Below are 13,547 nucleotides of genomic sequence, written 5' to 3'. Positions count from 1 at the left end.
CATTCAGATTGGTCTAGTCCACTTTGTGGTGACCTGCCTCACCAGTGTCGTGGAGGTCCTCCGTGGTCCCCAAGGTCCGCTTCGCTCTGCTTTCCTTACTTTCCGTGGTGGCGCTGTCTCTCGGCGTCACTTTCGTGCTCGCCGGCAGTGCTTCGGCGGCGAACATCCTGGCCAACCCCGGCTTCGAAGCCGGCACCACGGGCTGGACGTGCACCGGCACGTCGGCCGCGGTGGGCTCGCCGGTGCACAGCGGCAGCCGGGCCCTGAACGCGACGCCGTCGTCGTCGGACACCGCCCAGTGCGCGCAGACGCTCACCGTCTCGGCGAACACGGCGTACAAGCTGTCCGCGTGGGTCCAGGGCAGCTACGTCTACCTCGGCGTCTCCGGCTCGGCGACGACCAGCACGTGGACGCCCGGCACCAGCGGCTACCAGCAGCTGTCGCTGAGCTTCACGACCGGCTCGAGCACGTCGCTGACGGTGTACCTGCACGGCTGGTACGGCCAGCCGGGGTACTACGCCGACGACGTCAGCCTCGACGGTCCCGGCACCCCGCCGACGACGACGCCGACCACGCCTACCACCCCGCCGACCACCACAACCACCACCACCCCGCCGACGACGACCACGTCGACGCCGCCCACTCAGGGTGATCTGCCGAAGCACGTCCTGACGGGTTACTGGCAGAACTTCTACAACGGCGCCAAGGCGCTGAAGCTCGCCGACGTCCCGACGAAGTACAACATCATCGCGGTGTCCTTCGCGGACGCCACCGGCACGCCGGGCGCGGTGAGCTTCACGCTCGACTCGGGGTTGTCCTCGCAGCTCGGCGGCTACACGGACGCGCAGTTCAAGGCCGACGTCAAGACGGTACAGGCCCGCGGCCAGAAGGTGATCATCTCGGTCGGCGGCCAGAACGGCACGATCAGCGTCGGCGACTCGACCTCGGCGAACAACTTCGCGAACAGCATCAAGTCGCTGATCGCGAACTACGGCTTCGACGGCGTCGACATCGACCTCGAGAACGGCATCAACGCCACGTATATGGGCCAGGCGCTGCGCAGCATCTACAACGGCGGCGGCAAGGTCATCACGATGGCACCGCAGACGATCGACATGCAGTCCACGGCGGGCGGCTACTTCCAGCTGGCGCTGAACATCAAGGACATCCTGACGATCGTCAACATGCAGTACTACAACTCGGGTTCGATGAACGGCTGCAACGGCAACGTGTACTCCCAGGGAACGGTCGACTTCCTGACGGCGCTGGCCTGCATCCAGCTCCAGGGCGGCCTGCGCGCGGACCAGGTCGGCCTCGGCCTCCCGGCCTCCCCGCAGGCCGCGGGCGGCGGCTACCAGGCCCCGGCGAACACGGTGTCGGCGCTGAACTGCCTGGCCCGTGGAACGTCCTGCGGCAGCTTCAAGCCGTCGACGACGTACCCGACGATCCGGGGCGCGATGACGTGGTCGATCAACTGGGACGCGTCGCAGGGGTACGCGTTCGCCAACACGGTGTCGGCGGGGCTCGCGGGCCTGCCGTGACCGTGCGCTGAGTGTGGCCCTCCCGGCGGCGCGGTCCGGGAGGGCCTTCTCACGCCATCGGCAGCCGAAGGGCTCCCGGTGCCTCCGCGGGCACCACCGGGTTCTTCGGCGCCACCGCCGCCACGCGCCGGTACTCCGCACCCAGCGGCGGCCGCGGGTCCGCTTCTCCCCGGTTCGGCCAGAACGCCATCGCCCGCTCCGCCTGGGCCGTGATCGTCAAAGAGGGGTTCACGCCGAGGTTGGCCGAGATCGCCGACCCGTCCACCACGTGCAGGCCCGGGTACCCGTACAGCCGCTGATAGGGATCGATCACCCCCGAAGCGGGGGAGTCGCCGATCGTGCAGCCACCGATGAAGTGGCCCGTGATCGGGATGTTCGCCATGTCCGTCCACGCGCCCTGCGGCAGCCCGCCGATCTTCGCGGCCACCCGGCGCGTCACCTCGTGGCCGGCCGGGATCCAGTCCGGCGACGGCGCCCCCGCGCCCTGGCGGGTGGTCATGCGCCGGCCGAACAGCCCGCGTTTCGTGTACGTCGTCACCGAATTGTCCAGCGTCTGCATCACCAGCAGCCCGATCATCCGCTCGGACCACCGGCGCGGGTTGTGTATCCGCAGCAGGTTCCGCCGGGCGCGCCACAGTTCCCGCAGGCCCAGCACCCAGCGGCGGCGGCCGGGCGAGCCGTCCACCAGCACCGTCGCCAGCAGGCCCATCAGGTTGCTGCCGCGCCCGTACCGCACCGGCTCCACGTGCGTCACCGCGTCCGGGTGGATCGACGACGTGATCGCGACCCCGCGCGAGTAGTCCGTGTCCGCCCGCAGCGACCGCGCCGCCAGCACCGCTTCGGAGTTCGTGCGGGCCAGGAGCCCGAGCCGCGGGGACACGAGCGGCAAAGTGCCGGTGTCACGCATGCGATGCAGCAATCGCTGCGTGCCCAGAGCGGCCGCGGAGAACACCACCTGCGTCGCGGTGAACGTGCGGCGGGAAAGACCGCCCGTGCGCCGCGTGTCCACCGCGTACCCGCCGGGAATCGGCCGCACCGACACCGCCGTCGTCAAGGGGTGCACCTCCGCACCCGCCTGCTCGGCCAGGTACAGGTAGTTCTTGACCGTCGTGTTCTTCGCCCCGACCCGGCACCCGGTCATGCATTCGCCGCACAGCGTGCAGGAGGTCCGCGCCGGCCCCGCGCCGCCGAAGAACGGGTCCACCCCGGACTGTCCGAAGTAGACGCCGACGGGGGTGCGCCGGTACGTGTGGCCGATGCCCATGTCGTCGGCCACGTTCTGCAGGACCCGGTCCGCGGCCGTCGTCGCCGGGTTCTCGACCACGCCGAGCATCCGCTTCGCCTGGTCGTAGTACGGCGCCAGCTCGGCCTTCCAGTCCGTGATGTGCGCCCACTGCGGGTCTTCGTAGAACCCGTCCGGGGGCTCGTACAGCGTGTTCGCGTATACCAGCGAACCCCCGCCGACGCCGGAGCCGCTCATCACGAACGTGTTCTTCAGCAGCGTCAGCCGCTGGATGCCGAAGCAGCGCAAGGCGGGCGCCCACAGGTACTTCCGCACCCGCCACGACGTCTTCGCGAACTCGTCGTCGGCGAACCGGCGGCCGGTTTCCAGCACGCCGACGCGGTAGCCCTTCTCGGTCAGCCGCAGCGCCGTGACGCTGCCGCCGAACCCCGAACCGATCACCAGCACGTCGTAGTCCATCACGCCACCCGGTAGTCGGCGACGTCGAAGCGCCGGGTCCGGCGGTCGTACTCGGTGACCAGGCCGGGCCAGTTGGTCGTCACCCGGCCGTCCGCCTGCCGGTACCAGCTCGTGCAGGCGCTCCACACGCTCCGGCCCAGCCGCCCCTGTACCTCCCGGTCGTACCGCTCTTCGACCTCCGGCCGCACGTCCACATAGGACACCTCCGGCCGCGCGAGCCGTTCCACCGCCTGCCGGATGTAGCGCGCCTGGCGCTCGATCATGTAGATGATGGACCCGGCGCCGAGGTTGGTGTTGGGCCCGTAGACGCAGAACAGGTTGGGGAAGCCGGGCACGGTCATGCCCAGGTAGGCCCGCGCGCCGCCGGACCACTCGTCGTCCAGGGACCGCCCGCCGAGGCCGCGCACCTCCATCCGGCCGAGGAACTGCGTCGCGGCGAAACCGGTGCCGTAGACCAGGACGTCCGCCTCGATCTCGGTCCCGTCCTCGACCCGCACGCCCTTCTCGGTGATCTCGGCGATCCGCCGCGTCTCGACGTCCACGTTCGGCTGCGCCAGCGCGGGCAGGTAGTCGTTGGTGAAGAGGATCCGCTTGCAGCCGAGGGGATAGGACGGCGTCAGCTTCGCCCGCAGCTCCCGGTCCTTGATGTGACGGCGCCGCAGCTGCGCGGTCCGCAGTTCGAACATCTTCGCCAGCGCGGGGTGGCGTGTCATCGCGTACGTGGCGTACTCGGCGAGCAGGAAGATCCGCAGCCGGCCGAGCAGCTGCGTCGGCGGCAGGTGCTCGAACAGCCAGTGCTGCCACCGCCGGTAGCTCGGGTCGGACTTCGCCATCACGTACGGCGGCGTGCGCTGGAAGACCGTGACGTGCTGCGCGCGTTTCCGCAGCTCGGGCACGAACTGCACGGCGCTGGCCCCGGTCCCGATGACGGCGACGCGCTTGCCGGTCAGGTCGACGTCGTGGTCCCACCGCGCGGAGTGGAAGGCGTCGCCGGCGAAGCTCTCCCGGTTCGGGATGTCCGGCAGCACCGGCCGCGACAGCTGCCCGACGGCGGGCACGAAGACGTTCGCCTCGAACGTCTCCCCGGTGCCGGTTTCCACGCGCCAGAGCCCGCGGTCTTCGTCGAACGCGGCCGCGGTGACCTCGCGGTGGTACCGGATGTGCGGTTCCAGGCCGTACTTCGCGATGACGCGCCGAAGGTAGGCGAGGATGTCGGGCTGGTGCGAGAACCGCTTCGGCCACCGCGGGTTGGGCTCGAAGGAGAAGGAGTACAGCGGCGACGGGATGTCGCACGCGGCGCCCGGGTAGGTGTTGTCCCGCCAGACGCCGCCGGGTTCGGCCGCGCTCTCGAGGATCGTGAAGTCGGTGAACCCCGCGCGCTTGAGCTCGATCGCCGTCCCGATGCCGCCGAACCCGGTGCCCACGATCAGCACCGACGGCCCCTTCGCCGAACCAGTCATGTCCGAAAAGCTACGGACTCCCTGGCTGTGACAACAGGCCACGAACGGTCACTCAATCGAGATTTCCGGCCAGCCTCACTCCGGCGGGTGGACGCGCACCTCGTGCGTCTCCGCGCCCTCTTCCGCCCACTTCACCAGCTCGCCCGCCGACTTCTCCAACGCCGACACTGTCCGCTTCGCCAGCTTCTCGAACGGCGACAGCTCGATGACCGCCGCCTTCCGCGTTGCCTTGATGTCCCAGAACCCGCACACCTGGCCATCGACCAGCAGCGTGCCCTTGACCAGGCCGTTGTGCGAGATCACGCGCTTGCGGTAGGCGTCCGAGATCACCCGCGTCCGGTCCGCGTACGACAGGATCATCTGGTCGAACGGCCCCAGCAGCCGCGGCGGTGCCGGGGTGTCCTCGTCGGGCACCGTCAGCTCCGGCAGGTCCAGCAGCTCGCGGCCGTCCGGGTCGCGGTAGCGCCGGAGGTCCATCGAAGACGCCACCTCGCCTAGGCGGGTGATGCCCGCCCACGTCTGGACGTCCGCCACCGTGGCCGGGCCGAACGCACGCAGGTACCGCGCAATCAGCGAAGTGGGCGAAGGCGGCGACAGGGGAGCACCGACCCACTCTTCCAGGCACGCGTACGTCGTCTGCCCGGCCTTGCCCCAGATCGCCCGCGGCGGGGTCTGCACCAGCGGCAGCCGGCCGCGGGCCAGGTGCGTCAGGGAAGACGGCGGGGCGTCCCAGGTCCGGGCCAGCTCGGCACCCAGCGCGTTCCCCGGCATCGGGCCGCCGAGGAGCAGCTTTCGCGCCGCCTCGGCGACGAGATCGTGGTCGAGCCCCGCCAGCGCACTCGCGTGCAGCGTGTTCTGCTTCAGATCGCGGTCGTAGATCGCCTGGACCACCGGCCGCCACGCCAGCGCGTCCGCCGCCGTCACCAGGTGGACCGTGCCGCGCATCAGCGCGATCCGCACCACGCGGCGGCTCTCGAGCAGCTCCACGAGCTCCGCCGGCCGAAACCCCTCCAGCCGTGACCACAGCCCGAAGTACGGCGGAAACGGCGCCTGCGCCTGGAGCCCGGCCAGGTGCTCCACCGCGTCGAAAGCGGACATCTTCGCCCGGCTCAGCAGCAGTTGCCGCTCCAGCGTGGCGCGGTTGACGGCTCGTCGGCTCAAGTTCTCCACGCGATCACCCTAACGATCATCCCGGACAGTTCCGGTCCTCGATTGGACACGTTCTCCCGGCGTGATCCAGAATTCCGGCCATGGCCGAGCTCGCCGCGCCCGCCGTCGGGGACTGGGACTTCCCGCGCGGCACCGCGAGCATCGAGCTGATGACCCGGTTCGCCGCCGAACGCGGCCTCCCGGGCGGCAGGCTCCTGGCGAACACCACGCTCACGCCGGAGCTGCTCGCCGACCCGGCCGTCCAGGTCGACGCGCGCCAGGAGCTGGCCGTCGTCCGGGCACTGGCCGATCTGGACGGTTCGGACGCGGCGGCGCTGGAGCTGGGCCGCCGCTACCGCGTCACCACCTTCGGCATCTTCGGCTTCGCCTGCATCAGCAGCCCGACGTTGCGGGACGCGATGTTGTTCGCCCTCCGCTACTTCGACCTGAGCTTCGCCTTCTGCATCCCGCACGTCGTCCTCGGCGCCGACCGGCTGACCCTCGAACTCGACGACAGCCGCGTGCCTGCCGACGTCGCCCGCTTCCTCGTCCTGCGCGACCTGGCCGCGATCTTCGCCGTCATGCGCGACCTCCTGCCCGAGATCGCGCTGGACGAGCTGACATTCCGGCACGAAACGGCCACCGTGGAGCCGTACCGGGCCGCGTTCGGCGTGCGGCCGCGCTTCGGCGCCGACGCCTGCCGGGCGACGCTCGATCCGGCGCTGCTGAGCCGGCCGCTGCCGCAGGCCAACGACCAGACGGTCGCCCTGTGCGCCGCGCAGTGCGAAGCGCTCGTCACGCGGCGTCGGCAGCGTTCCGGCATTTCGCAGCAGGTACGCGAGCGCCTGGTCCGGCTCGGCGGCGTCGACGCCGGGATGGACGAAATCGCCCGCCAGCTGACGCTCAGCACCCGCACCCTGCGCCGCCGCCTCACCGAAGCCGGCACGAGCTACCGGGCCCTGGTCGACGAAGTCCGCCAGACGCTCGCCGAAGAGCTCCTGGACACCGGCGTGTTGTCGGTCGAGGACGTCGCCTACCGGCTCGGGTACGCCGAGGCGTCGAGCTTCATCCACGCGTTCAAGCGCTGGACCGGGATGACGCCGGCGGCGTTCGCCCGCCGGTTCCGCGCCGCTCGGCGAGGACCGCCGGGTAGGTGATCTTCAGCAGGTTGAGGAGCGCATCGGTGAGGAAGGTGCGCAGCGCCGCGCGGTCCAGCGTGCCGCGGATCAGCCACTCCCGTGACGCCGCGCGCAGCATCCCGCCGAACGACCGGATCATCGCGCGCAGCTCTTCGCGGCCCTCGGTCACGCCGGTCATCAGCGCGGCTTCCAGGACCCGGTCGGCGGCGATCTCGTCGGCCTCCAGCATGATCCGCTCGATCTCGGGGTCGCGCCCGGCCGCCTCGGGCCCGATCACGGTCAGCCAGGCGTCGCGGTTGCGGTCCACGACCTCGATCCACCGTTCGACGCCGATCGACAGCCGCTGCTCCATCGTGGTGTCCGGCAGCGCTTCGGTGACCGGCGCGGGCACGATCATCAGCTGCCGCACGACTTCCAGGTACAGCTCCCGCTTCCCGCCGAAGTAGTGGTTGATCAGCGGCCGCGCCACCCCGGCGGCCTCGGCGATGTCCGAAGTGGACACCGAGGCGTAGCTGCCCGCCCCGAACAGCCGCCGGGCGGCGGCGAGGATCTCCGCACGCCGTTCGGCCGGCTCGAGCCGGCGGCGCCGGGGCCGGGTCCCACTGGTCATCCGCTCAGCCTCGCGGGGGATCGGCAGGCTGTCAACAAGTAGTTGACCCGTCGTCAAAAGAGTGACTCCGGTGGCGGCCGAGCGGTGTTTCGCGCCAACCTTTGTCGTTACGCAACCGGAACAACCCGCCGGTAACTCCTCGGCACCCGGATGCGACGAGACGGCAGGGGGCCCGGACCGGGGGTAGGAGCAGATGAACGAAGAAGGCGCGCCGATCCGGCCGGCCGGGCGCTGGGTGAGCGTCCGCCTGCAGCATCGCCACGTCAGCTTCGACGACGCCTTCGAAGCCGGCGAGCCGCTGCCGGACGGCGACTGCGCGGACGAAGCGTCCGTGTCGTACTCGGGAATCGTCATTTCCAGCTACGACCGGGGCGAGAAGGTGTCGGAGCGCTGGATCCCGCTGGGCGTCGACCCGTCCGAAGCGGACGACGAGCGGCTCATCGGCCAGCTGCGTGAAGCCCTGCTGTGGCAGGCGCGCCGTCCACCGCAGACCGCCGAGGAGTGATCCTCACGAGCCGGTGCGGAGGCCCTCGAAGGCCACCTTGCACACCGCGTCCGCGACCTCGGCCGCCGAGGAGCCGCGCCGGGGCTTGTACCACTCGATCAGCGAGTTGACCATGCCGAACACGAGCCGCGCGGTGACCGCCGGGTCGACGTCCGGACGCACGTCGCCTTCGGCTTCGGCCTGCTTCACGAGGTCCGTCACCAGCCGGTCGAACTCGCGCCGCCGCGCCAGTGCCGCCCGCTCGACCTTCGTGTTGCCGCGCACGCGCAGCAACAGCGTCACGAACGGCAGCCGGTCCGCCAGCACCACCACGCTGCCGCGCACCAGGTGCTCCAGCCGGTCGATCGCCCGGCCGTCGAGCAACGCCGTCTCGGAGGCGACCTCGAACAGCCCGTCCAGGGCCCGGTCGACCGCCAGCCGCAGCAACTCCTCCTTGCTGGGCACGTGGTGGTAGATCGCCGACTTCGTGATGCCGAGCTTGCGGGAGAGGTCCTCCATGCTCGTGCCGTCGTAGCCGCGCTCGTTGAACAGCTTCACCGCCACCTGCAGCAGCGATTCGAGGTCGTAGCCCGGCCGACCGCGCCTCGGGGTTGTCACGGCTTCTCCCGCTGGTCGACGATCCGCCGCATCTTGCCCATGGACCGCTCCAGCGTGTCCGGATCGACGACGTCCACCGACACCGTCACGCCGACTCCGTCCTTCACCCCGCTGACCAGCTCCGAAGCCGCGCGCGCCCGGTCTTCGCCGGAAGCGTCGTGACGGGCCTCCACCCGCACGGTCAGGTGGTCGAGCCGGCCGCGTGTGGACCGGACGAGCTGGAAGTGCGGGCTCAGCGCTGGCGTCCGCAGCACGATCTCCTCGATCTGCGTCGGGAAGACGTTGACCCCGCGCAGGATGATCAGGTCGTCGGTGCGGCCGGTGACCTTGGCCATCCGCCGGAACGCCGGCCGGGCCGTCCCCGGGGAAAGCGCGGTGAGGTCCCGGGTGCGGTAGCGGATGATCGGCAGGGCCTGCTTGGTCAGGGACGTGAACACGAGCTCCCCGGTTTCCCCGCCGCCCAGGACCTCCTCGGAGTACGGGTCGATCACCTCGGGGTAGAAGTGGTCCTCCCAGATGTGCAGACCGTCCTTCGTCTCGACGCACTCCTGCGCGACACCCGGGCCCATCACCTCCGACAGCCCGTAGATGTCGACGGCGTCGAGCGCGAACCGCTCCTCGATCTCCGCGCGCATCTGCTCGGTCCACGGCTCGGCGCCGAAGATGCCCACCTTCAGTGACGATGTACGAGGGTCGACGCCCTGGCGCTCGAACTCGTCGAGCAGCGTCAGCATGTACGACGGCGTCACCATGATGACCTCGGGCCGGAAGTCGGTGATCAGCTGCACCTGCCGCGCGGTCATCCCGCCGGACGCCGGGATCACCGTGCAGCCGAGCTTCTCGGCGCCGTAGTGCGCGCCGAGACCGCCGGTGAACAGGCCGTAGCCGTAGGCGACGTGCACCTTGTGCCCCGGGCGGCCGCCCGCGGCGTGGATCGAGCGGGCCATCACCGTCGCCCACGTGTCGATGTCCTGCTCGGTGTACCCGACGACGGTGGCCTTGCCGGTGGTGCCGCTGGAGGCGTGGATGCGCCGGACCTGCTCCTGCGGCACGGCGAACATCCCGAACGGGTAGTTCTCCCGCAGGTCCTGCTTGGTGGTGAACGGGAACTTCGCCAGGTCGGCGAGCTCCTTGCAGTCGTCCGGGTGGACGCCGGCCTCGTCGAACTTCCGCGTGTAGGCGGGCACGTTGGCGTACGCGTGCCGGAGTGTCCACTGCAGACGTTCCAGCTGGAGGGCGGCCAGCTCGTCCGCGCCGATGTCCGTCTCGATCATGGTCAATCCCGTTTCGCGGAGAGGACGCGGCTGCGGCCGCGGAATTCGGCGACGACCTCGGGCCCGGCGGGGGTCTCCCGGTGCACCGTGACGTCGTAGATGCCGTTGCGGCCGTAGCGGGTGCGCTCGGTGGCCGTGGCGACGAGGTGGTCGCCGAGCCGTCCGGCCGCGACGAAGGAGATTTCGGCGCCCGCCGCGACCGTGACCGGGCCGTGGGTGTTGCAGGCGCAGGCGAAGGTCGTGTCGGCCAGCAGGAAGACGTACCCGCCGTGGGCGATGTCGTGCCCGTTGACCATCTCGCGGGTGATCGTCATGGTCGCCACGGCCCGGCCGTCGCTCGCTTCGACGAGTTCGATGCCCAGCGCGCGCGACGCCTCGTCGGCGGCGAACATGGTGTGCGCGGCGTTGGTCATGCGCTGTGTCTCCAGACTGACCGAATGGACGGTCACCTCGCGGTGCCGCTCAGTAAAGGCAGTGGTCCGGGCCGGTGTCAAGCGCCGGCCTCTTCCGATCTTCGGGCCCGGCGGCTACCATGCGATTAACTGAACGTCCGGTAGGTAATTCGGCGAGAGGGACCTGATGGCATTGCTGCGCAGCTACGTCTCCGGGAGCTGGCACACGGCGGCGGACGAGGGCGTCCCGCTGCACGACGCGGCCACCGGCGAGGAGGTCGCCCGGATCTCGTCGAAGGGCGTCGACTTCGCCGCCGCCCTCGAGTACGGCCGCCGCGTGGGCGGCCCGGCCCTGCGGGAACTGACGTTCCACCAGCGTGCGGCCCTGCTCAAGGCGCTCGCCTCCCACCTGCGCGAGCACCGCGACGAGCTGTACGCCCTCTCCGCTCGCACGGGAGCCACGCTCGGTGACTCGAAGTTCGACATCGACGGCGGCATCGGCGTCCTGTTCAGCTACGGCTCCAAGGGCAAGCGCGAGCTGCCGAACGACACCGTCTACGTCGAGGGCAACGTCGAGCCGCTCTCCCGCGGCGGCACGTTCGTCGCCCAGCACATCGCGACCCCGCTGCGGGGCGTCGCCGTCCAGATCAACGCGTTCAACTTCCCGGTGTGGGGGCCGCTGGAGAAGTTCGCGCCCGCGTTCCTCGCCGGGGTGCCGAGCCTGGTCAAGCCGGCCAGCCAGACGGCGTACCTGACCGCGCGGGTGGTCGAGCTGATCATCGAGTCCGGCATCCTGCCCGAGGGCTCGCTGCAGTTCGTCGCGGGCAGCGCCGGCGACCTGCTCGACCACGTCACCGCGCAGGACCTGGTGTCCTTCACCGGCTCGGCGTCGACGGCCCAGAAGCTGCGGACCCACCCGGCGATCATCCGGCACGCCGTCCGGTTCAACGCCGAGGCCGACTCGCTGAACTGCTCGATCCTCGGCCCGGACGCGGTGCGCGGGACCACCGAGTTCGACCTGTTCGTCAAGCAGCTGACCACGGAGATGACGGTCAAGGCGGGCCAGAAGTGCACCGCGATCCGCCGCGCGTTCGTCCCCGCGGAGCTGCTCGACGACGTCGCCGCGGCCGCGTCGGAGCGGCTGGCGAAGGTGACGGTCGGCAACCCGGCGTCCGAAGGTGTCCGGATGGGCGCGCTGGCCAGCCTGGAGCAGCGCGAGGAGGTCCGGCGGTCGCTGAAGGCGCTGCTGGACGCCGGCAGCGTCGTGTTCGGCGACCCGGAGAAGGTCGACGTCGTGGACGCCGACGCCGAGCGCGGCGCGTTCCTCTCGCCGGTGCTGCTGAAGGCCGACCCCGAGCGCTCCGAGCCGCACGAGGTCGAGGCGTTCGGGCCGGTCTCGACGCTGATGCCGTACACGTCCACCGAGCAGGTCGTCGAGTTCGCCGCGCGTGGCGGCGGCAGCCTGGCCGGGTCCGTGGTCAGCGCGGACAAGGAGTTCGTGCGCGAGGTCGTCCTCGGCGCGGCGCCGTACCACGGCCGCCTGCTGGTGCTGGACGCCGAAGACGCGAAGGAGTCCACCGGGCACGGTTCGCCGATGCCGCAGCTGGTCCACGGCGGCCCCGGCCGCGCGGGCGGCGGCGAGGAAATGGGCGGCATCCGGGGCGTGCTGCACCACATGCAGCGCACGGCCGTGCAGGGTTCGCCCGCCGTGCTTTCCGCGGTCACCGGCCGCTGGGTCACCGGTGCCCCGCGTACCGAAGGCGACGTGCACCCGTTCCGCAAGTCCCTGGCCGAGCTTCGCATCGGTGACTCGGTGGTCGCCGGGCCGCGCACGGTCACCCAGGAAGACGTCGACCACTTCGCCGAGTTCACCGGCGACACGTTCTACGCGCACACCGACCCGGAAGCCGCGGCGGCCAACCCGCTGTTCGGCGGGATCGTCGCGCACGGCTACCTGGTCGTGTCGTTCGCGGCAGGCCTGTTCGTCTCGCCCGAGCCGGGGCCGGTGCTGGCCAACTACGGCCTGGAGAACCTGCGGTTCCTCACGCCGGTCAAGGTCGGCGACTCCCTGACCGTGACCCTGACCGCCAAGCAGATCACCCCGCGGATCGACCAGGAGTACGGCGAGGTCCGCTGGGACGCCGACGTCACCAACGCCGAGGGCGAGTCCGTGGCGAAGTACGACGTCCTGACGCTGGTTTCGAAGGAGCAGCCGTGACGGCCACTGTCTCGCTGGAAGAACACTTCGAGCACACCATCGAGCGCGACCAGCGCATCGAGCCGCGCGACTGGGTGCCCGATGGCTACCGCAAGACGATGATCCGGCAGATCGCGCAGCACGCGCACTCGGAGATCATCGGCATGCAGCCCGAGGGCAACTGGATCACGCGGGCGCCGTCGCTGCGGCGCAAGGCGATCCTGCTGGCCAAGGTCCAGGACGAGGCCGGGCACGGGCTCTACCTGTACTCCGCGGCGGCGACGCTGGGCGCGGACCGCGCGGACCTGACCGACAAGCTCATCAACGGCAAGCAGAAGTACTCGTCGATCTTCAACTACCCGACGCTGACCTTCGCGGACGTCGGCGTGATCGGCTGGCTGGTCGACGGCGCCGCGATCTGCAACCAGGTGCCGCTGTGCCGCTCGTCGTACGGGCCGTACGCGCGGGCGATGATCCGGATCTGCAAGGAGGAGTCCTTCCACCAGCGGCAGGGCTACGAGCTGCTGATGACGATGATGAAGGGGACTCCGCAGCAGCGGGAGATGGTCCAGGAGGCCGTGAACCGCTGGTGGTGGCCGTCGCTGATGATGTTCGGCCCGCCGGACGCCGATTCGCCGAACACCGCGCAGTCGATGGCGTGGAAGATCAAGCGCCACACCAACGACGAGCTGCGGCAGCGGTTCGTGGACATGTCGGTGCCGCAGGCCGAAGCCCTCGGCGTCACCTTCCCCGATCCCGACCTGAAGTGGAACGCTGCGCGAGGGCACTACGACTTCGGCGCTGTGGACTGGGACGAGTTCAAGAACGTCCTGAAGGGCAACGGGCCCTGCAACGCTTCGCGGATCGCGCACCGGCGTCGCGCCCACGAAGACGGGGCGTGGGTGCGGGAAGCCGCCGTCGCGCACGCTGAAAAGAAGGAGCGCAAGTGACCGACCTGACGGCCGAAGGCGGCCACGGCGC

Annotated in this window: 12 protein-coding genes; 5 read left to right on the top strand and 7 right to left on the bottom strand. The window is 70.4% G+C overall.

The window, feature by feature from the left end; genetic code table 11:
- The first annotated feature begins 62 nt into the window (after positions 1-62).
- Positions 63-1,541: a chitinase gene (locus IE317_RS14335; RefSeq protein ID WP_191310121.1), complete on the top strand. Its 1,479-nt coding sequence runs from the start codon at positions 63-65 to the stop codon at positions 1,539-1,541.
- A gap of 49 nt (positions 1,542-1,590) precedes the next feature.
- Here the strand turns inward: IE317_RS14335 and IE317_RS14330 are convergent, their stop codons facing one another.
- The 3 genes from IE317_RS14330 to IE317_RS14320 all read right to left on the bottom strand — a co-directional run bounded on the left by IE317_RS14330 (position 1,591) and on the right by IE317_RS14320 (position 5,873).
- Entirely contained in the window at positions 1,591-3,243 is a 1,653-nt protein-coding gene (locus IE317_RS14330; RefSeq protein ID WP_191310119.1) for a GMC oxidoreductase, read from the bottom strand.
- Positions 3,243-4,703 carry a flavin-containing monooxygenase gene (locus tag IE317_RS14325; RefSeq protein WP_191310117.1) on the bottom strand — a complete coding sequence of 487 codons (1,461 nt, stop codon included), beginning with the start codon at positions 4,701-4,703 and terminating at the stop codon, positions 3,243-3,245. Before IE317_RS14325 ends, IE317_RS14330 begins: the two co-directional genes overlap by 1 nt.
- 75 nt (positions 4,704-4,778) lie before the next feature.
- The gene (locus tag IE317_RS14320; RefSeq protein WP_191310115.1) at positions 4,779-5,873 is read right to left on the bottom strand and encodes a winged helix DNA-binding domain-containing protein; all 1,095 of its coding nucleotides are present in this window, start codon (positions 5,871-5,873) and stop codon (positions 4,779-4,781) included.
- A gap of 80 nt (positions 5,874-5,953) precedes the next feature.
- Between IE317_RS14320 and IE317_RS14315 the strand changes: the two genes are divergently transcribed.
- Positions 5,954-7,009 carry an AraC family transcriptional regulator gene (locus IE317_RS14315; protein ID WP_191310113.1) on the top strand — a complete coding sequence of 352 codons (1,056 nt, stop codon included), beginning with the start codon at positions 5,954-5,956 and terminating at the stop codon, positions 7,007-7,009.
- Here IE317_RS14315 and IE317_RS14310 read toward each other — a convergent pair.
- Entirely contained in the window at positions 6,930-7,601 is a 672-nt protein-coding gene (locus tag IE317_RS14310; protein WP_191310111.1) for a TetR/AcrR family transcriptional regulator, read from the bottom strand. The two genes, IE317_RS14315 and IE317_RS14310, sit on opposite strands and share 80 nt — an antisense overlap.
- A 193-nt stretch (positions 7,602-7,794) precedes the next feature.
- On the opposite strand from IE317_RS14310, the gene IE317_RS14305 reads away from it, so the two are divergent.
- Positions 7,795-8,106 carry a hypothetical protein gene (locus tag IE317_RS14305; protein ID WP_191310109.1) on the top strand — a complete coding sequence of 104 codons (312 nt, stop codon included), beginning with the start codon at positions 7,795-7,797 and terminating at the stop codon, positions 8,104-8,106.
- Positions 8,107-8,109: 3 nt separating this feature from the next.
- Here the strand turns inward: IE317_RS14305 and IE317_RS14300 are convergent, their stop codons facing one another.
- Genes IE317_RS14300 through paaI form a run of 3 tightly spaced genes read right to left on the bottom strand, consistent with a single transcriptional unit; the run spans position 8,110 to position 10,390 of the window.
- The gene (locus tag IE317_RS14300) at positions 8,110-8,703 is read right to left on the bottom strand and encodes a TetR/AcrR family transcriptional regulator (protein ID WP_191310107.1); all 594 of its coding nucleotides are present in this window, start codon (positions 8,701-8,703) and stop codon (positions 8,110-8,112) included.
- A complete protein-coding gene (gene paaK, locus IE317_RS14295) occupies positions 8,700-9,977 on the bottom strand; it encodes a phenylacetate--CoA ligase PaaK (RefSeq protein ID WP_191310106.1) in 1,278 nt (425 codons plus the stop codon). Before paaK ends, IE317_RS14300 begins: the two co-directional genes overlap by 4 nt.
- Before the next feature lie 2 nt (positions 9,978-9,979).
- The gene (gene paaI, locus IE317_RS14290) at positions 9,980-10,390 is read right to left on the bottom strand and encodes a hydroxyphenylacetyl-CoA thioesterase PaaI (protein WP_191310105.1); all 411 of its coding nucleotides are present in this window, start codon (positions 10,388-10,390) and stop codon (positions 9,980-9,982) included.
- A 166-nt stretch (positions 10,391-10,556) separates the two neighbouring features.
- On the opposite strand from paaI, the gene paaZ reads away from it, so the two are divergent.
- Together paaZ and paaA are read left to right on the top strand one after the other, a co-directional pair.
- On the top strand, positions 10,557-12,587 hold the full coding sequence (paaZ, locus tag IE317_RS14285; RefSeq protein ID WP_191310103.1) for a phenylacetic acid degradation bifunctional protein PaaZ: 2,031 nt from the start codon (positions 10,557-10,559) through the stop codon (positions 12,585-12,587).
- Positions 12,584-13,516, top strand: coding sequence for a 1,2-phenylacetyl-CoA epoxidase subunit PaaA (gene paaA, locus IE317_RS14280; RefSeq protein WP_191310101.1), 933 nt, complete (start codon positions 12,584-12,586; stop codon positions 13,514-13,516). The genes paaZ and paaA overlap by 4 nt, the downstream gene beginning before the upstream one ends.
- Positions 13,517-13,547 lie beyond the last annotated feature (31 nt).

Origin of the sequence: Amycolatopsis bullii (assembly GCF_014654205.1) — a bacterium.
Taxonomy (GTDB): domain Bacteria; phylum Actinomycetota; class Actinomycetes; order Mycobacteriales; family Pseudonocardiaceae; genus Amycolatopsis; species Amycolatopsis plumensis.
This window is presented reverse-complemented; position numbering and strand designations above follow the sequence as displayed.